This window comes from Arthrobacter sp. NPDC057013, from assembly GCF_042674585.1.
Classification (GTDB): Bacteria; Actinomycetota; Actinomycetes; order Actinomycetales; family Micrococcaceae; genus Arthrobacter.
On sequence record NZ_JBHUSE010000004.1, the window covers coordinates 317,130 to 335,730 of the forward strand.

Here is an 18,601-nt window from a genome sequence, read left to right on the forward strand (position 1 = left end):
CTCAGGAGATGTAGATTGTCAACAATTGGCGATCGAGATGAGTGCCTTTGCCGACCTGATAGGGCTAGTCAGGAGGTGAACCGCTGGGGACGTACGAAGTCCAAGCCGTCGAAGGAGCGTTTGCCCAAGGCCTCGTGGGCGGCGATTTCACCGAAGCCGGTGGCGTTTTTGAAGCCTGCGCCGGAGAAGCCCGTAGCGGTGTAGATCTTGCTGTCTTCGCTGATCCTGCCGAGGAGGGGGTGGCCGTCCTTGGTGAAGAGGTCGGGGAAGGCGTCCGAGCGCACGATGTTCGGGTAGAGGCCGGGGAAGAACTCGGTGACGGTTTCCGTGGTTTCGGTAATCTCTGCCGGGGTGAGTTCCCTTGGGACCGTGTCCGCGGATGGTGTGGGTGCGCCGCGGCCGTCCAGGGTTGCTTTGACGGTGACGCCGTCGACGGCGGGTGCGCCGTACATGGAGCGGTCCCCGGAGATGCGGATGAAGACGGGAAATTTCTCCGGCGAGAATTCCGCTGCGTCGCGGGCGACGAACCAGGTCAGGAAGATCCGCCGGGTTTCTGTGGCGTCCTTGAGATAGTCGGGCATGAGCCGTTGGGACCAGCCGCCGGAGGCGACGATGACGTTTTCGAAGGTCCAGGATTTCTCGCCGGAGGTGACGATGACGCCGTCATGGGTTTCGGTGATGCTGTGGATCGGGGTGTTCGTGTGGATGGTGGCGCCGTTGGCCTGGGCAGCTGCGACCGCGGCGGTGACGGCCCGGTCGGTGCGCAGGGCCCCGGCGTGGGGATCGTAGACGGCAACGTCGTCGTCGCGGAGGTTGTGCTGGGGGTAGCGTTGGGCCATGTCCTGGCGGGTGAGGATGTGGTGCTCGGCCCCGTTGGTCCTGCTGGTTTCGAGCAGGGCCGTGATGTAGGGGCCGTCGGCGGTTCCGATGGAGAGGCCGCCGCAGCGGGTGAGGATGTTCCGGCCGGTTTCGGCTTCGAGTTCTGCCCAGAGGGCCCGGGAGCGTTTCAGGATGGGGTAGTAGTCGGGGGTCCCGCGGTAGAGCATGCGGAACAGGCGGGTGTCCCCGCCGACGGCGCTGCGGGCGTGGGCAGGTGCGGCGGCTTCGAATCCGGTGACGGAGCCGGTCAGGCGGGATGCCTGCCACAGGGCCATGCTTCCGATGCTCCCGAGGCCGATGACGGCGAGTTTTCCATCGGTCATTTAAATCACCTTGTCCAGGAAGGCCTGGGTGCGGGGTTCTTTGGGGTTGCGCAGGACTTCGCGGGCGTCGCCGCGTTCGATGATGCAGCCGTCGTCCATGAAGATCAGGGAGTCTGCGACTTCGCGGGCGAAGCCCATTTCGTGGGTGACCACCACCATGGTCATGCCTTTCTTGGCCAGGTCCTGCATGACCATGAGGACTTCGCCGACTTTTTCGGGGTCCAGGGCGGAGGTGGGTTCATCGAAGAGCATGATCTCCGGGTCCATCGCCAGGGACCGGGCGATGGCGACGCGCTGCTGCTGCCCGCCGGAGAGCTGGGCGGGGTAGTGGTCGCCGAAACCGGCCAGGCCGACGCTGGCGAGCAGCTCTTCTGCCCGCGCCGCGGCCTGTTTCTTGTCGCCGCGCTTGACCAGCACGGGGCCGGCCATGATGTTTTCCTGGGCGGTCATGTTGGGGAAGAGGTTGAACTGCTGGAAGACCATGCCGACCCGGGTGCGCTGGCGGGCGAGTTCCTTCGGGTGCAGGGCGTGGTAGGCGGTGTCGGTTTCGTAGTAGCCGAAGTTTTCGCCGTTGACCTTCAGGACACCGGTGTCCACGGTCTCGAGGCCGTTGATGCAGCGCAGGACGGTGGACTTTCCGGAGCCGGACGGGCCGATGATGCAGCAGATTTCGCCGCTGGCGATGTCCAGGTCGATGTTTTTCAGGACTGTTTTGGTTCCGAAGGACTTTCGGATTCCGCGGGCGTGGATGGTGCCGTCGGTACTCATCGGGCAATACCTTCCGGTTCGGTCAGGGCAACCTTTTTCGCCTTCCGGGGAAGCCTCGAGGTTGAACGGGAGTATTTTTGCTCGAGCTTGGATTGCGGATAGCTCAGCAGCAGGGTCATCACGAGGTACCAGAGGCTGGCGACGATCAGCAGCGGGATGGTCTCGTAAGTGCGGGCATAGATCAGCTGTGCGCTCTGGAGCAGTTCGGCGACGCCGAGCACGCTGACGAGCGAGGTTTCCTTGAACATGCCGATGAACTGGTTTCCGGTCGCCGGGATGATCGAGGGCATGGCCTGGGGAATGATGACCTTGCGCATCTTCATCCCGGCGCTCATGCCCAGGGAGTCGGCGGCCTCGATCTGGCCCTTGCCGACGGCGGAGAATCCGCCGCGGATGATTTCGGCCATGTAGGCGGCCTGGTTGAGGGTCAGGCCGATCAGGGCCGCTGTGATGGGTGCCATCAGGGCGTTCACATCGATCGCGGTGCCGATATTCGTGAACGGGATCCCGATCGTGAGGTTGGGGTAGAGCGCGGCGATGTTGAACCAGAAAATCAGCTGCACCAGGACCGGGGTGCCGCGGAACAGTGTGATGTAGACACCGGCGGTCGCGGCGATCGGCCTGAGCTTCGAGGACCTCATGACCGCCAGGCCCAGCCCCAGGAGCGTTCCCAGAGTCATGCTGGCAAGCGTCAGAAAGATCGTCAGCATCAACCCGCGCAGGATCGTCTCATACGTGAAGTACTTGGCGACCACGCCCCACTTGAAGTTGGGATTCGTGGACACCGAGATCAGGATGCCCAGCCCGATGAGGCTGCACACAACCCAGGTGACGTACTCGAAAAAGCTTCGCCGCTTCAGCCTTGGCTTCAGGGCCGAATCCATCCCACTCATTGTGGTTTCACTTCTTTCGATCATTACTGGCTGCACGGAAGGCACCCCGCTAGTTCAGTTTGGCGTCGGTGATGGCCCCGGACTCCAGGCCCCAGGTCTGCAGGGACTCCTTGTACTGCGGGGTCTCGAGGACGGACTGGACAGCCTTCTGCAGGGCCGGGGTCAGCGGGGAGCCCTTCTTCAGGCCGACGGCGGTCAGGTCGTTCGAGCCGACGTTGACCCGGCCGAGGAGGGTGAAGGAGCCTGGCTGCTGCTTCTCTGCCCATGCGAGCGAGGTCGTATCGTAGAAGACGCCGTCGATCCGCTTGGAGTGCAGCTGTGTCAGGGCCTCCTGGACGTTGGGCAGCGTCACGGCGTTGATCGCCGGCTGTCCCTTGGAGGTGCAGGTCTGCTCGTTCAGGGCTGGGAGGCGCTTGAGCTGCCCGGTCGAGCCCTGGGTGACGGCAATGCTCTTACCGCACAGGGTCTGGACGGTGAGTTTGAGCGGATTCCCAGCGGCAACGGCCACGGAGTTGCCGGCCCGGAAATAATCGATCATGTCCAAAACCTTGAGCCGCTCGTCCGTCTTGGACATCGTGGTGGCGGTGAAATCGAAGCGGCCGCCGTCGATACCGGGGACGATCGAGTCGAAAGCAGTGTTCTCGAACTTCAGCTTCAGGCCCAGCTTCTTCGCCACCAACCGGGCAACGTCCGGGTTCAAACCGATCGGGGTCGTATTGTCATCGGCGAGAAAGGTCGTCGGCGGGTAATGCAGGTCCATCGCCACCGTCAGCTCGCCCTTGTCCTTGTATGACTGCGGCAACAAGGCAACCGCCGCAGGATCAGGCTGGACGCCCTCCGAGATATCGGCGGTGTGGGAGGTCTTCGCGTCTGCCGGAGCCTGATCTCCAGCGGCGGCGCCACCACAGGCGCTCAAGGACAACAGAACGGCAAGCCCCGCCGCTGCGGTCTGGACTTTATTAATGGTCTTCATGGTGCTTCCCTTCGAATGGTTCCAGCTGATTGGTCCGCTGGAACGGGGTCGGTATTTTCAAGACCTTCCGCTCGTCTTGTCCGCTTAGGCAGAGGCGAGGGCGGTGCTGGCGGTTGGTGCTTCATGCGGGCTGTGATCCGGATCTCGTTCCGCATCCATTAGCAATGGAACCGCGCGGATCGCTGATTGTCAACAATTGACGATGAGATTAATCGTCCTGGAATCTGCAGCGCGTTTTTTGAGAAAGAATCTCATTAGAAACTGTTGACAATTGACAATTTCCGGGCCTACAGTCGAGAACAACGGGCTGAAGGGACTTCCAGTTCGGAAAAATTCCTGCAGTTCCGACAGGCATAGCTGATGGCTAACGATCCAGGCCCGGCACTAACATTTCAATGAACGGACGAATCATGGCAGACACGAAATCCCGGCCGAAGTACATCTCTTTTGATGTCTACGGCACGCTTATCAACTTCGACATTGATCCCACGACCCGTCGCCTGCTCGAGGGCCGTATCTCTGAGGAGCAGTGGCCTACCTTCAAGAAGCAGTTCCGCGGGTACCGGTTCGACGAGGTCCTTGGCGACTACAAGCCGTACGAGGCGATCCTTCAGGATTCCTTTGACCGCGTGTGCAAGCGCTGGGGCATCGGGCCGACCCCTGGTGCCGGCGCGCAGTTCGCTGAGGCGGTCCGCGGCTGGGTTGCCCACGACGACGTGCCGGCTCCGCTGAAGCTGATGGGCGACAACTTCAAGCTGGTGGCCCTGTCCAACGCGGACACCAGCTTCCTGGACATCAGCATCCCGAAGCTCGGCGCAGACTTCCACGCCGTGTTGACGGCTGAGCAGGCCCGGGCCTACAAGCCGCGGTACCAGGCCTTCGAGTACATGCTCGACACCCTGAACGCCAAGCCGGAGGACTTCCTGCACATCTCCTCACACACACGCTACGACATGCATCCGATGCACGACATGGGCTTCCGGAACCTCTGGGTGCTGGACCGTGGCTATGACCCCATTACTGAGGGCTATGACTACAACTCTGTTAAGTCTCTGGACGAGATCAACAAGTACCTCGGTCTCTAAACCGATTTCGAGGCGAAAGGTCAAACCGTGAAACTCATTCCTTACTGGCTGGACACCGCCGAGCCTTCCGGCGATTACCGGCAGACACCGGTACCCGAAAATGTCGATGTGGCAATCATCGGCGCCGGATTTACCGGGTTGTCCGCAGCCCTGGAATTTGCCAAGCAAGGCGCGAGCGTTGCGGTCTTCGAACGGCACACCGTCGGGTGGGGCGCGTCCGGCCGCAACGGCGGCATGGCCACCACCGGGCTGGCCATCGGCTTCAGCACTGCGGTGAAGCGGTACGGGGAGAGCCGTGCCGTGGAGATGTTCCGCGAGTACAACGACGCCATCGACACGATCGAGAAGCTCGTCCACGATTACGCGATCGATTGCGACTTCAACCGCTTCGGCAAGCTCTCACTGGCGTTCCACGAGTCGCACAACGAGGGCTTCCGGAAGTCCCAAGAGTTGCTGGCCAGGCTGGTGGACCACCACGTCAAGTTGATCCCGAAGTCCGAGATCCACAGCGAGATCGGCACCGACTTCTACAAGGGCGCCATGATGGACCCCTTGGGAGCCGGACTCCACGTGGGCAAGTTCGCCCACGGCCTTGCAGGGGCGGCCGTCCTGGCCGGGGCGCAGATCTGCGAGAGCGCAGGCGTGACCGAGCTCAAGCGAATCAACGGCACGGTGCACGATGTGCACACCAGCCGCGGCATCACCCGGGCTAAGCAGGTCCTGGTTGCCACGAGCGGCTACACCGGCAGCGTCACTCCATGGCTGCAGCGCCGGGTGATCCCGGTCGGCAGCTTCATCATCGTGACCGAGCCGCTGCCCGAGGACGTCGTGAACCGCATCCTGCCCAACCGGCGCCAGGCCTCGGACAGCAAGATGCTCACCTACTACTTCCGCATCACGCCTGACAACCGGCTTCTGTTCGGCGGCCGTGCCCGCTTCGCACTGTCGAGCCCGGACTCCGACGTCAAGAGCGGCGAGATCCTGCGTAAGGCCATGCTCGAGCTCTTCCCCTACCTGTCTAACGCCCGAGTGGACTACACGTGGGGCGGACTCGTGGACCTGTCGATGGACCAAATGGTTCACGCCGGCGTCCACGACGGGCTCTTCTACTCGCTCAACTACAGCGGCCACGGCGTGCAGATGGCTGCCCACATGGGCAAGCGCATGGCCCACTACATGGGCGGCGACAAGTCCGCCAACGTGTGGGAAGACCTGAAGAACCCGCCCGTGCCGGGCCACTTCGGCCCGCCGTGGTTCCTGCCGTTCATCGGCGCCGCCGCCAAGATCATTGACCGAGTCAAGTAGGCGAGGGATCCATGACAGCATCGGAAACCCTGGCTGAAGCGCGCCCGGAAACAGGGTACAGCCGGGCAGAAATCGCCAACCTTCCCGGCGGAGCCTTCTTCGAAGGCCAATGGCAGACCGCTGACATGATTTTGGAGATACGCGACCCGGAAGACGGCATTCTTCTAGGCCGGGTCTGCTCCTCCTCCCCGCAGGACGTCCGCCGGGCGGTCGCCCATATCCACCGCCATCTCCAGGGTGCAGAGTGGCCCTTGCGCTCCCGCAGACAGACGTTGGAGACCGCAGGGCAGCTTCTCGCCGACCAGTCTGATCGATTCGCCCGGATCATCGCCGCGGAGAGCAGCAAAACCATCACCGAGGCGGAGCGTGAGGTAGGCCGCTGCATCGAGACCCTGCGGCTTTCTGCTGCTGCCTCCGGAGAACTAACGGGGGAGACGCTGGGCTTCGAGGACAGCGTTTCCGGCGCGGGCAAGATCGGTTGGTACAGCCGGAAGCCGGTGGGGATAATTGCGGCGATCACTCCGTTCAATGATCCGCTCAACCTGGTGGCACACAAGCTGGGCCCTGCCCTCATCGGGGGGAACGGCGTCGTACTTAAACCGTCCGGCCGGACCCCGCTGACCGGGCTGGCCTTTGTCCAGCTGCTGCTCGAAGCCGGCGTCCCGTCCGGACGCATCGCCGTGATCGTCTCCGGCCCCGGCGTCTCCGAAGCACTGGTGGGCGATGAGCAGGTCGATCTGATTTCCTTCACGGGCGGTCCCCGCACTGCGGACCGCATTGCGGCCACCGCCGGGGCCAAGAAGATCCTCTCCGAGCTCGGCGGGAACAACCCAACGATTGTCTGCGCAGATGCGGACGCCGTCCAGGCGTCTGATGCCATCGTGGCCGGAGCCTTTGGTGTGGCCGGACAAAACTGCCTCTCGGTCCAGCGTGTCTACGTGCACATCTCCCTGTTCGAGGAAGTGCTCGAGCGGGTAACCCGCGGTGCAGCGGCGCTCAAAACAGGGCCCAAACTGGACCGCAGTACCGACGTCGGCCCGCTCATCTCCGAGGCGGAGGCCACGAGGGTCGAGGAATGGGTGGAAGAGGCCAAGGCCGCCGGAGCGCGCGTCCAGGCCGGGGGGAAGCGGCGGGGCGCCTATTACGAGCCGACGGTTCTGACCGACGTGCCGCCGGAGTGCCGGGTGATCCGCGACGAAGTGTTCGGTCCGGTGGTCAGCCTCATGCCCTTCATCGGGATCGCAGACGCGGTCCAAGCGGCCAACAGCTCCGACTACGGCCTTCAGGCAGGCGTGTTCACCCGATCCATTGACCGAGCGCTGGCCATCGCCGAGAGGCTGCACGTGGGCGCCGTGGTGATCAACGAGACCAGCGACGTCCGCATCGACTCCATGCCCTTCGGCGGTTTCAAAAAATCCGGCGTCGGCCGGGAAGGCGTCAGGTATGCCGTGCATGAGATGACGGAACCCAAAAGCACCATTGTCAACCTTGGAGGACCGGGTGCCCGCTGGCAACAGCTGCCGGGCGGCCTGCCGGAACGGAAAATGCCATGAGTACCCACAAGATCGCCGTTATTCCCGGCGACGGCATCGGGAACGAAGTTGTCCCCGCGGCCGTCGAATGCCTTGAACGCATCGCGGAACTTCACTCCCTCAGCCTGGAGTTCACGTACTTCGACTGGGGATCCGAATACTATGCGAAGCACGGCCGGATGATGGCCGTTGACGGGCTGGACCAGCTCGCCAAACACCACGCCATTTTCCTCGGCGCGGTGGGATCCCCGGAGGTCCCGGACACCGAATCGCTGTGGGGGCTGCTGATCCCGATCCGCCGGGAATTTCAGCAGTACATCAACCTCCGCCCGGTCAAAACGCTCGACGGCGTTGCGTCACCGCTCGCGGCCAAGCATCCGATCGACCTCCTCATTGTCCGGGAAAACAACGAAGGGGAATACTCGGAGGTCGGCGGGCGCATCTACCGGGGGCAGCCTGAGGAAAGTGCCATGCAGACCAGCGTCTTCACACGTCTGGGTGTCTTGCGGGCGGCGCACTATGCTGCTCGGTTGGCCGCATCAAGGCGCGGGCAACTTACCTCGGCCACCAAGAGCAACGGCATCGTGCACACCATGCCCTTTTGGGACGAGGTGGTTGCCGAAGCGGTCCGCGAGTACCCCGAGGTCACCCTCACCAGCGAACTGGTGGATGCACTCGCCGCGCACCTGGTCCTGAAGCCCTGGGCCCTGGATGTCATTGTGGCTTCCAACCTGTTCGGTGACATCCTTTCGGACCTGGGAAGTGCAGCGACCGGTTCCATCGGCCTGGCGCCCAGCGCAAACCTGAACCCCGAGGGCGATTACCCGTCCCTGTTCGAGCCGGTCCATGGTTCGGCCCCGGATATCGCCGGGAAGGGTCTGGCAAACCCTGTGGGGCAGATCTGGTCTGGGGCGATGATGCTTGAACACCTCGGGCACCCCGAGGCCGCTGCCCACCTGCAAGCCGCGTTCGAATCCGCCCTTCGGGACGGCTCCGGCACCCGCGACGTCGGCGGAACCTCGTCCACTTCGGAATTCACCGCCGCTGTGCTGTCCGCCATCAGTGCCCTCGCCGGGGACTACGCGGACGGCACCGCCGCAACGTCAGTGCGATGACCCGCGCGGAACGCAAGCGTCCCATCGTCGCTGCCCTTTACCGCGAGGCGCTGCCGCCCCGCCTGGCGGAGGTCGAGGAGCTCGCGGAGGTCCGGCTGACCAAGGCCGAGGGCTTGGCGGAGGCTTTGGACGGCGCAGATGTGCTGTACCAGTGGCACTCGTTCTCGCCGGCCTTGCGGGAGAACTGGGGCGCCGCCTCGTCCCTGCGATGGGTCCACGCCACGGCGGCGGGAGTCAGCCAGCTGATGTTTGACGAGCTGGTCGCCAGCGACGTTACCTACACAAACTCCCGCGGCGTGCTGAGCCGGGCCATCGCGGAGTTTGCGCTGGGTTTTGTGCTGGATATGGCCAAGGACGCACAGGGCTCGTTCAGGCTGCAGCAGCAACAGCGCTGGCAGCACCGGGTCACTCGCAAGATCCACGGTCAGAGCGCTCTGGTGGTGGGAACCGGATCCATTGGCCGGGAGACCGCGCGACTCTTCCGCGCGGTCGGCATGAACGTCGACGGCGCCGGCCGGACCGGCCGGACCGGGGATTCCGACTTCGGCCGGATCCACTCGTCGGTTGACCTGGCCGCCGTCGTCCACGGCTACGACTACCTGGTCCTCGCCGCACCCCTGACCAACGGCACCAGGGGATTGGTCAACGCCGAGGTCCTGGCGGCGATGAAGCCCTCCGCGCACCTGATCAATGTTGGCCGGGGAGAGCTCGTCGACACCGGCGCCCTTACCGACGCCCTGGTAGCTGGCTCCATCGCCGGGGCCGCGCTTGATGTCGTGAATCCCGAGCCTCTGCCCGAAGGCCACGCTCTGTGGGGCATGGAGAACGTCATCATCACACCCCACATGAGCGGTGACACCGAGGAGTATCTCGACGACCTTGGCCGGCTGTTCGTGGACAACCTGAAACGGTATAGCAGCGGTGAGCCATTGGAAAACGTGGTGGACAAGGCCCTTGGGTTCGTCACGATTCCCGCGTCATCCCTGGCCAACTAACCCACGATTGCTCCGTAGGTGCCGTTTTGAGCGTCCAAAAGGGCACTTGCGGAGCAATCGACACAAGGACGCCCCGAGCCCGTCCCTACGAGCAGTCAAGGAGACACCATGCCCACCCTTGCCAAAGCCTATGTCGCAACTTCGCCGACGGCACCCTTGGAAGCTGGCACAGTTGAACGCCGCGAGCCCGGTGAGTTCGAGGTACAAATCGCCATCAAGTTCACTGGAATCTGCCACTCCGACATCCACACTGCCCGTGGCGATTGGGCCAGCGTGAAATACCCGGTGGTCGTGGGGCACGAGATCGCCGGCGTCGTCGAGGCTGTTGGAAGCAAGGTGACGCGCTATGCACTCGGGGACCGTGTGGGCGTGGGCTGCTTCGTGGACTCCTGTCGTGATTGCGTCAACTGTCGGGCTGGCGAGGAACAGCACTGTCTCGTGGGATCTGTCAGTACCTACAACTCGGTGGGCCGGGACGGCCTGCCCACCGCAGGCGGCTACAGCACCAGCATCGTCGTCGACGAGAACTATGTCCTGCGGATTCCTGACGGCATTTCACTTGCTGCCGCTGCTCCTCTGCTGTGCGCCGGGATCACCATGTACTCGCCTTTGCGGAACTGGAATGCCGGCCCCGGTCGGCGTGTGGCGATCATCGGCATGGGCGGGCTGGGCCATATGGGCGTCAAGATCGCGGCTGCCATGGGTGCAGATGTCACGGTGCTCAGCCAGTCGCTCAAGAAACAGGAGGACGCGCTCCGCCTGGGGGCGCAACACTACTACGCTACGTCGGACCCCGGAACGTTCGAAGTTCTGGCTGGGTACTTTGATCTGATCATCAACACCGTCTCCGCAGATATCGACGTCGACCAGTACCTTTCGCTTCTGGCTTTGGACGGCACCATGGTTCTCGTGGGGCTGCCCGCCAAGCCGCTGAACCAGCGCGCCTGGTCTCTTGTGGCTTTCCGGCGGAACCTGGCCGGATCAAAAATGGGCGGCATCCGCCAGACGCAGGACATGCTGAACTTCTGCGCAGCCCGCGGCCTCGAGGCGGAGGTCGAGGTCATTCCGGCCAACAAGATCAACGAGGCCTATGAACGGGTCCTGGCCAGCGATGTGCGGTACCGCTTTGTCATTGATGCCGGCACTTTCTGAGACATCCCTGGAACTTGGAACAAGCCACACCGGAGAAAAGTGCGGGACAGTGTTTGGCAAAGTGCGAGGCGGGCCACTGAAAATCTGAAGCAGGATGCCGAGGCATTATCCGCATCCCTGGCTGTAGTAGACCGTGGCCTAGTTGTACCAAGTTGGGCGTCCCCATTTTGCTTTCGGTTCCTTTAGTCTTTGTGAGCGCCACCGGCCGATCCGTCAACGTGGAGGCTCAGGGCCCTGCCGAAAAATACCGCGGTAATCCAACGAGCGGAGGAGCCTGGCGGGAGGCTAGCCTAATGCAGCGGGAACAGATGACGCGCTCCACACAGATTCGGGACAGCGGGTGGTTCCTCAGCGACCCGGGGTATAGGCATTGGAGCAGATCGATGCAATGCAGATTCAACATAAACAATGTGCTCGTGGCGAAGGCGGCGGTGAGGATCCCGGCCGTCCAGTCGGGCCGTGCGGACAGGCATGACCGAGCCTGCGGCGCCCCTATCTGGCCTTGGGGTCCCCAAGAGCAGACCGTCAGTCCATGCGAGGCGCCACGTGCCATTTGGGGAAGTCCGAGTTGTCAGAGGACGACCGTGATCCAGTCCCCGTCGATGGCGGCGGTTAGAGGCGTGAGAGGGCGGCGCGCCGGCCCGGTGACGACGCTGCCGTCCGATCCGTTGAACGTGGAGCCGTGACAGGGACATTCGAAGTTCGTACCGGCAGGCGCCACCGGGCAGCCGGCGTGCGTGCACGTTGCGTCGTAGGCCACGACCTTGCGGTCTTCGGGTCTGAAAACAACGACGGTCCTTCCATTGGCTTTCCCGGTGGCGGTGCCGCCGACGTTAATCTCGCTGAGCTTCCCGATCCGGAAAGGGTGTCCTGGCGGCGCTGAAGCGCCGGGAGCCGGAGGGACAGTGGTACTGCCTGAGGGGGAGACGGAGCAAGCGGACAGGGCCAGCGCGCCGCCCGTCGCGGTGGCAGCCGTACCCAGCAGCAGGAAGCGTCGAGGCAGGGGATTTCCGGAATTCATGGAGCTATCGTGTCAGCTCCGCCTGAAAGTATCCTGCGCTCCCTACAAACACCGCACGCCACGGGCGCGCCGGCCACCTCTAGACACGCCCTGTGGCGAACCTAGGGCCTTGGTCCTGTTTGCTGTCCCTGTTCGATGCTGTTTATGACGCCCACGGCTTCTCAGGAAGAGCCGCACCGCCGGGGCCGATGAGGGTCCCTGCCTTTACCAGGTGGCGGGCTGCCTCTGCGATGTGTTGGGCGTCAATGCCCGCCCAGGCGAGGAGCTCCTGCCCGGTTCCGGACCCGGGCATGCCACGGACGGCCAGGTGGGCAATGGACAAATCACTTGGTGGTGCCACGAGAAGGGCATCCTTGGCTGCTGATCCCATGCCGCCTTCAGGGTGGTGGTCTTCAGCTATGACGATCCGGCCCTGCGTCTCGCCTGCTGCGGTGAGCAGCGTCTCTGTGTCTATGGGCTTGATGGAGTAGCAGTCGACGACGCGGGCCTGGATTCCTTCAGCGGCCAGGATTTCTGCCGCCTTGAGTGCTTCATGAAGGGTGACGCCCGCGCCGATGAGGGTGACGTCATCGTTGCCGGAGGAACGGAGGAGCTTGGAACCGCCCACGGGGAACTGCTCTGCAGGGCCGTACAGGACGGGGTAGGCACCGCGCGTGGTCCGGAGATAGCTGATGCCTGGGGTTTCCGCCATGCTCTGCACCAGTGCGGCTGTGCTGGTGGCGTCGGCAGGGTAGAGGACAGTGGAGCCATGCACGGCCCGCATCATCGCGAGGTCTTCCAGGGCCATCTGGGAGGGGCCGTCGGCGCCAATCTCAACGCCGGAGTGGGAGCCGCAAAGGCGAAGATCGACCCCGGATATGGAACCCATGCGGATGAAGTCAGAGGCGCGGGTGAGAAACGCGGCAAAGGTGGAGGCGAAGGCTTTATATCCCCGGGTGCTGAGGCCGGCTGCGGCCGCGATGAGTTGCTGCTCTGCGATGTACATCTCAAAGAACCGGTCAGGGAACGCCTTGGCGAATTCATCGGAATGGGTGGAATTGCCGACCTCACCGTCGAGGGCCACAACGGTGGCGTCGTTGCCACCAAGCGCCGCCAGCGCGTCGCCGTAAGCCTTTCGTGTTGCGATCTTCTCGCCCATTTTGTAGCTGGGAAGTGCTGTGCCGGGAGCGTTGATGGCTGTTTTTGACCCGCCCTCCGGCAGAGGCCCGCGCAGGGTCAGTGTCCTTTCGCCGCCGAGTTCGGCGATCGCCCTCTCAGCCATTTCGGGCGGGAAGGGTTTTCCATGCCAGTCCGGGCTGTCTTCGACCTCGGCGAAGCCCTTTCCCTTGACGGTTTTGGCGAGGATGACAACGGGCTTGTCCTTGGGCGATTCTGCCGCAGCCGAAAAGGCCTCGTCTATCACGTCGAGTTCGTGACCGTCGATGATGATGGCCTGCGCGCCGAAAGCCTCGACCCGCCGGGCGTAGGTCTCCATGTCCCAGCCGAGTTCGGTCTCGCCCCGTTGCCCCAGCCGGTTCACGTCGACGATGGTGATCAGGTTGGTGAGGCCATAGTGGGAGGCCTTATCCAGGGCTTCCCAGATGGAGCCTTCCGCGAATTCGCTGTCGCCGCACAGCACCCAGACCCGGTAGGGCAGCCGGTCAAGGTATTTCCCGGCAAGGGCGATGCCAACGCCGTCGGGTAGTCCCTGCCCCAGCGAGCCCGTCGCGACGTCTACCCACGGCAGTGCCGGTGTCGGATGTCCCTGCAGGCGCTGGCCGAAGCGGCGGTAGCCGGTGATGAGCTCCTCGTCAGAGACGACGCCGACCGCCTTGAAGACCGAGTAGAGCAGGGGAGAGGCGTGGCCTTTGGAGAAGATCAGGTGATCGTTGGCATCCAGGCCCGGGGCGTCCCAGTCATAGCGCAAATGACGGCTCACAAGGACAGCCAGCAAGTCTGCGGCGGACATGCTCGACGTTGGATGGCCCGACCCTGCGGAGGTGCTCGACCGGATGGAGTCCACCCGAAGCTGCGCAGCGAGTTCAGCGATCCGTGAGAGGTCGGGGCCGAGGTTTTCGTGATTTGCCGTGGGCATGGTGATGTCCTTCATCGAGGAAACTTTCCGGACCCCTGCAGCGTGCCCCGGGAGCGGGAGCGAGTCAAGGGGTCTGGCAGTTGTCCCGGACTGCGGCCAGGGAAAGGAGTGTTCTCCGTACTTGTCGTAGGGCAGGTCGACGGTGGCGGCCCTGGTGAGGTTGAGGCGAACTGCACGCTGGATGAAAGTCGATGGTTTGAAACGGGCTACTAAGCATGCTTAGCTTATGTTTAGGCCGTTTGAAACGGCTGCCAACCAGAGGAGGAAGCATCATGGGACTGGGCGACAAGATCGAGAACGCCGCTGAGAAGGCCGGTGGCAAGGGCAAGGAAGCTGCAGGCGCCGCAACAGGAGATGAGGGCCTGCGCGCCGAAGGCCAGGCCGATCAGGCCAAGGGTGATTTGAAGCAGGCTGGTGAGAAGGTCAAGGACGCCTTCAAAAAGGACTGAGCGGAACGCCGGTGAAAGGGGTGCACCAAATTGCGGTGCACCCCTTTCGCGTGTCGGCGTGATGGCCTGTCCATCGGCTGGCTGGGTTCACCGTGCCGCAGCTTCGGCCCCTGGAGACGAAGACTCCAGGGAGAAGGGCCGCGGTTCAGGTCACGAGCAGGAGCGGGCCGATTCTGGCACCCGGGCGATCTTTACGTCCAGGTCCAGGGCGGCGCCGTCTCCGGCGAGCCGCTGGAGCAGATACGCCCGGAGTGCAGCGCTGCTGGTGGTGTGCGGGGCAGGGAGGGCTTCGCCGCTGAACAGAGCGTAGGAGTCGCTGACATGAAACATCGACAGGATGCAGTCCTGGACGTCATCAGTCCGCAGACTCAAGACGGTGTCGCGGAAGCAGCCCTGTGCACCGGTTTTGGGCATGGCTGTCATGGAAAATGTAACTGCCTTCGCCATAAATCCGGCCCTCCGCACGGGTTCCTGCCCATGATCGTTGCCGCGGGCCACCACCGAAAGGCTAGCCCCTGCATCCGGCGAACGTAACCCTTACCCGCCAGTAAGTTCCCGGATTACGCGTGATACAGCGCAGCATAAAGTCCCGCGGGCAGGCCCGCCGCCACCTTATAGATCCAGCTTTCGGTGCTCAGGGTCAGCGCCACTTATGCCCGCGGCGCTGCCGGCCCGGGGAGGAGGGCGGCCAATCTGGCCCCGAGTGGTGACCAGGGGAGGTCAGCCTTTCAGCGTCGCGTCGAGCAGAGCCTGCAACTCCTGGAAGTGCCGCTCGGTGGCTTCCGGGTTGTAGGCGGAGGTGTCGGCCATGGTGTAGCCGTGGGACGCACCGGCATAGATTTCGTTGGACGCTGTAAGCCCTGCGGCTTGGAGGGCTGCACCGAGCCGGGCGACGGCGTCCGGTGCCATGCTGCGGTCATGATCCGCGTGGCCGAAAACGAACCGGGCCCGTGCGTTGCCCAGTTTGAGGTGGGGGCTGTCCGGCTCGTCGGTTGCCAGGCCGCCGCCGTGGAAGCAGCCGCACGCTGCGAGCACGTCCGGGAGTGACGTTGCGGTGCGGACAGCGAGCCGGGCGCCCATGCAGTAACCGGTGGTCCGGATGGGGCCTGAAGCCACGCCGTCGAGCCCGGCCAGCGCGGACGCCCACGCATCGATGTCCGGCAGCGCCTTGTCCGGCGTCAGGCGGCCAACCCGGGGGAAGGCAGCCTTGCCTGCAGCCTCCCTGCCTTCCTGGGTGGACATGTCCCCGGCCGGGGCGAGCTCGGCGATGGACCCTTCACGGTAGAAAACGTTCGGCGCCAACACCACATAACCCCAGTCGGCGATACGCTGGGCCATCTCCTGGATTCGAGGACGCAGGCCGAAGGCGTCCATGTAGAGGATGACGCCGGGAACAGGGCCGGTTGTGGTGGACGGGCGGGCCACAAGGGCCTCGGCGATGCCTTCCGCGGCAGGGATTTCGATGCGCATGGACCCACACTATAGGCCGCGGCGCCGTGGACTGTTACCCGGGGTTTCGGGGCGACGTAGCCGCTGCCTCGCCGGTTTTCATTTGCGTTTATTGTCAGCCCGGTGGGCCGGCTGCACAGATCCGGCGCAGCTGTTCTGATTCCATCCGGCAGCGAGATTCATGGCTCGTATCGATAGCCGACGACGGCGGCGGCAGGTACCGCCGTCGTCGGCTGTTCTGTCAGACGGTGGTTGAATACGCCTTGACGCGCTGCTCAACGACGAGGTGGATGAGGGCGAAGACGCCGTCTTCATCGATGGCGGCGAGGGCCGCGGCGAGGGCGGCGGGAACGTCCTTGTCCTCGGTGACTGTGACGCCAAAACCGCCGAACGCCCTGGCCATCAAGCCGAAGTCGGGGTTCTTCAGTTGCGTGCCGGACACCCGGTCCGGGTAGTGGCGCTCCTGATGGGTGCGGATGGTGCCATACTCCTGGTTGTCCATGACGATGACCAGCGGTGTGGCGCCGTACTGGGCTGCCGTGGCCAATTCCTGCCCATTCATGAGGAATTCCCCGTCGCCGGCGATGGTCACCACCCGGCGCTGCGGTTCTGCCAGGGACGCCGCGATGGCCGACGGGATGGAGTAGCCCATGGAGCCGTTGCGGGCACTGATCATGGAGGCGTAGCGGCGGGTGGGGAAGTACCGGTGCGCCCAGTTGGTGTGTTCGCCAGCGCCGAACGTCACCAGCGCGTCCTCCGGCAGTCCGGGGACCAGGTTTGCCATCAATGTGTCCATCCTTGCCCGGCCTGCAGACGGAGCCGACGGCGGGAGCGCGGCAAAGGACTCCTGCTCGGCCCTCATCCGGCCCGTCCACGCCTTCCACTCCTCCTTTACCGGTAGGTCGATCAGCGCCAGGTCGCGGACAAACGCGTCCGGTTTCGCGAGGATCTGCCGGGAGACCGGACCCGAACGGCCCCGCAGTGCAGGGTCGCTTGTGACCAGGAAGTTCTGCTTGCTCCAGTCCTGCCGGCAGACGAATCCGTCCGTAATCACGTCTCCTGGCACCGTGCCGACAAATACCAGGAGGTCGGTTTCGTCAAGCAGGTCATAGGTGGGGCGCGGACGGCCGTACCCGATGGGCCCGACATAGGACGGGGAATCAAAGGAAACGGTTCCCTGGGTCCGCCACTCCGCTGCAGCGGGTATCTGGTGCCGTTCGAGCCAAGCCGTCAGCTGGTCCGCCGCCGACTGCGTCCAGTCGTTGCCGCCAGTCACAAAAAGGGGCTTGGTGGACTCGGCAAGAGCAGCCTTGAGAGCCTCCGCATCCCGGCTGCTCATTCCGCCGGCTGCGACGGGGATGGGCGGGTGCAGTTCCGGTTTAATCATTTGGCGGAGGATGTCCTCGGGCAGGCCCACAACTACCGGCCCGGGACGTCCGCTCATGGCGGCGAACATCGCCTCGGCGACAATCTCGGAGGCCCGGTCCGCGTGGTCAAGGACCATGACCCTTTTGGCGCCGGTGTCGAACCAGGCTTTGATGTCGAACTCCTGGAACGCTTCTCGGTCCCGGTGTGCGAATGGGATCAGGCCGACGAACAGGAGCACCGGCGTCGAATCCTGCCATGCCGTGTGTAGCCCCACGTGCGCGTTCGCGGCGCCGGGCCCGCGGGTGACCATGGCGATTCCCGGCAGCTGGTTCATCTTGCCGTCTGCCTCGGCCATGTAGGCCGCCCCGCCCTCGTGGCGGCACACGATGGTCTCGATGTCGGAATTGTGCAGCCCGTCCAGCACGTCGAGGAAGCTTTCACCGGGAACGACATAGGTGCGGGCCACGCCATGGGCGGCCAGCGAGTCGACGATCACGTGGCCGGCAGATTTCAGGGCCGGGCGGTGTGATTCGGCTTCGCCATCGGACTGGACCTGTTGGGGCTTTGGTTCTTGGGGCCGACCATCGTGCGAACGGTTGTCGGATGCGGTCAAGGTGGATTGGGACTCTGTTGTCATGTGCTTTCTTTGTCTGGCTGGCGGTCTGGGTTTTGTGCTGAATCGGGTCTTATGTGATGGGTGTCGGGTTGGCGATGACGGGGGACATGCCGGTGAAGCCTTCGCGGGCTTCGGCGATTTCGTGGATGCGTTTGCGGCAGGCGTACCAGCCGGCGATCATGAGGGCGATGGCGATGAGTGTGACGAGGAGGGTCAGGGGTGAGTCGATGAAGACCATGACGAGGACGCCGGTGAGGAACAGCAGGGAGAGGTAGCCGGTGTAGGGGGCGCCGAACATCCGGAAGGAGGGGCGTTTGAGCCAGCCTTTGTCTGCCCAGCGTTTGAGTTGGATCTGGCACAGGACGATGGTGGCCCAGGTGACGATGATGCCTACGGAGGCGATGTTCAGGACGATTTCGAAGGCCTGTGACGGGACGAGGTAGTTCAGGGGGACGCCGAGCAGGGAGACGCCGGCGGTGATGGCGATGCCGCCGTAGGGGACGCCGGCTTTGTTCATGCGCTGGGCGAATTTGGGGGCGGAGCCGGCCACGGACATGGAGCGCAGGATCCGGCCGGTGGAGTAGAGGCCGGCGTTCAGGGAGGA

At 63.9% G+C, this 18,601-nt stretch carries 16 protein-coding genes and 1 pseudogene; 7 read left to right on the forward strand and 10 right to left on the reverse strand.

Features of this window, described 5'->3' with window-relative positions; genetic code table 11:
* Positions 1 to 68: 68 nt before the first annotated feature.
* From solA to ACFTSA_RS08715, 4 genes are read right to left on the reverse strand one after another with little or no spacing between them, the layout of a single operon-like run.
* Positions 69 to 1,202, reverse strand: a complete 1,134-nt coding sequence (gene solA / locus ACFTSA_RS08700; protein WP_377950874.1) for an N-methyl-L-tryptophan oxidase — start codon at positions 1,200 to 1,202, stop codon at positions 69 to 71.
* Entirely contained in the window at positions 1,203 to 1,970 is a 768-nt protein-coding gene (locus tag ACFTSA_RS08705) for an amino acid ABC transporter ATP-binding protein (RefSeq protein ID WP_377950875.1), read from the reverse strand.
* Positions 1,967 to 2,863: an amino acid ABC transporter permease gene (locus tag ACFTSA_RS08710; RefSeq protein WP_377950876.1), complete on the reverse strand. Its 897-nt coding sequence runs from the start codon at positions 2,861 to 2,863 to the stop codon at positions 1,967 to 1,969. The genes ACFTSA_RS08705 and ACFTSA_RS08710 overlap by 4 nt, the downstream gene beginning before the upstream one ends.
* Positions 2,864 to 2,912: 49 nt before the next feature.
* Positions 2,913 to 3,836: an ABC transporter substrate-binding protein gene (locus ACFTSA_RS08715; RefSeq protein ID WP_377950877.1), complete on the reverse strand. Its 924-nt coding sequence runs from the start codon at positions 3,834 to 3,836 to the stop codon at positions 2,913 to 2,915.
* A gap of 410 nt (positions 3,837 to 4,246) precedes the next feature.
* Between ACFTSA_RS08715 and ACFTSA_RS08720 the strand changes: the two genes are divergently transcribed.
* The 6 genes from ACFTSA_RS08720 (at position 4,247) to ACFTSA_RS08745 (ending at position 11,020) form a co-directional block, all read left to right on the forward strand.
* Positions 4,247 to 4,921: a haloacid dehalogenase type II gene (locus tag ACFTSA_RS08720; RefSeq protein ID WP_377950878.1), complete on the forward strand. Its 675-nt coding sequence runs from the start codon at positions 4,247 to 4,249 to the stop codon at positions 4,919 to 4,921.
* A gap of 27 nt (positions 4,922 to 4,948) precedes the next feature.
* Positions 4,949 to 6,226: an NAD(P)/FAD-dependent oxidoreductase gene (locus ACFTSA_RS08725; protein WP_377950879.1), complete on the forward strand. Its 1,278-nt coding sequence runs from the start codon at positions 4,949 to 4,951 to the stop codon at positions 6,224 to 6,226.
* A gap of 11 nt (positions 6,227 to 6,237) precedes the next feature.
* Entirely contained in the window at positions 6,238 to 7,779 is a 1,542-nt protein-coding gene (locus ACFTSA_RS08730) for an aldehyde dehydrogenase family protein (protein ID WP_377950880.1), read from the forward strand.
* Positions 7,776 to 8,873: a tartrate dehydrogenase gene (locus tag ACFTSA_RS08735; RefSeq protein WP_377950881.1), complete on the forward strand. Its 1,098-nt coding sequence runs from the start codon at positions 7,776 to 7,778 to the stop codon at positions 8,871 to 8,873. The genes ACFTSA_RS08730 and ACFTSA_RS08735 overlap by 4 nt, the downstream gene beginning before the upstream one ends.
* On the forward strand, positions 8,870 to 9,868 hold the full coding sequence (locus ACFTSA_RS08740) for a D-2-hydroxyacid dehydrogenase (protein ID WP_377950882.1): 999 nt from the start codon (positions 8,870 to 8,872) through the stop codon (positions 9,866 to 9,868). The genes ACFTSA_RS08735 and ACFTSA_RS08740 overlap by 4 nt, the downstream gene beginning before the upstream one ends.
* A gap of 108 nt (positions 9,869 to 9,976) precedes the next feature.
* Complete coding sequence (locus ACFTSA_RS08745; protein WP_377950883.1) at positions 9,977 to 11,020, forward strand: NAD(P)-dependent alcohol dehydrogenase; 1,044 nt, start codon at positions 9,977 to 9,979, stop codon at positions 11,018 to 11,020.
* 571 nt (positions 11,021 to 11,591) lie between these two features.
* Here ACFTSA_RS08745 and ACFTSA_RS08750 read toward each other — a convergent pair.
* Together ACFTSA_RS08750 and ACFTSA_RS08755 are read right to left on the reverse strand one after the other, a co-directional pair.
* Positions 11,592 to 12,041, reverse strand: coding sequence for a Rieske (2Fe-2S) protein (locus tag ACFTSA_RS08750; protein WP_377950884.1), 450 nt, complete (start codon positions 12,039 to 12,041; stop codon positions 11,592 to 11,594).
* A 142-nt stretch (positions 12,042 to 12,183) separates the two neighbouring features.
* Entirely contained in the window at positions 12,184 to 14,115 is a 1,932-nt protein-coding gene (locus ACFTSA_RS08755; RefSeq protein ID WP_377950885.1) for a transketolase, read from the reverse strand.
* 272 nt (positions 14,116 to 14,387) lie between these two features.
* Between ACFTSA_RS08755 and ACFTSA_RS08760 the strand changes: the two genes are divergently transcribed.
* Positions 14,388 to 14,564 carry a CsbD family protein gene (locus ACFTSA_RS08760; RefSeq protein WP_377950886.1) on the forward strand — a complete coding sequence of 59 codons (177 nt, stop codon included), beginning with the start codon at positions 14,388 to 14,390 and terminating at the stop codon, positions 14,562 to 14,564.
* A 150-nt stretch (positions 14,565 to 14,714) separates the two neighbouring features.
* Here the strand turns inward: ACFTSA_RS08760 and ACFTSA_RS08765 are convergent, their stop codons facing one another.
* From ACFTSA_RS08765 to ACFTSA_RS08780, 4 genes and pseudogenes are all read right to left on the reverse strand, one after another.
* Entirely contained in the window at positions 14,715 to 14,987 is a 273-nt protein-coding gene (locus ACFTSA_RS08765) for a hypothetical protein (protein WP_377950887.1), read from the reverse strand.
* Between the two features lie 297 nt (positions 14,988 to 15,284).
* On the reverse strand, positions 15,285 to 16,034 hold the full coding sequence (locus tag ACFTSA_RS08770; protein ID WP_377950888.1) for a dienelactone hydrolase family protein: 750 nt from the start codon (positions 16,032 to 16,034) through the stop codon (positions 15,285 to 15,287).
* A gap of 220 nt (positions 16,035 to 16,254) precedes the next feature.
* Positions 16,255 to 18,018: a thiamine pyrophosphate-dependent enzyme gene (locus tag ACFTSA_RS08775; protein ID WP_377950889.1), complete on the reverse strand. Its 1,764-nt coding sequence runs from the start codon at positions 18,016 to 18,018 to the stop codon at positions 16,255 to 16,257.
* Positions 18,019 to 18,067: 49 nt separating this feature from the next.
* Positions 18,068 to 18,601 (reverse strand): annotated as a pseudogene (locus ACFTSA_RS08780) (L-asparagine permease); the annotation flags it as partial.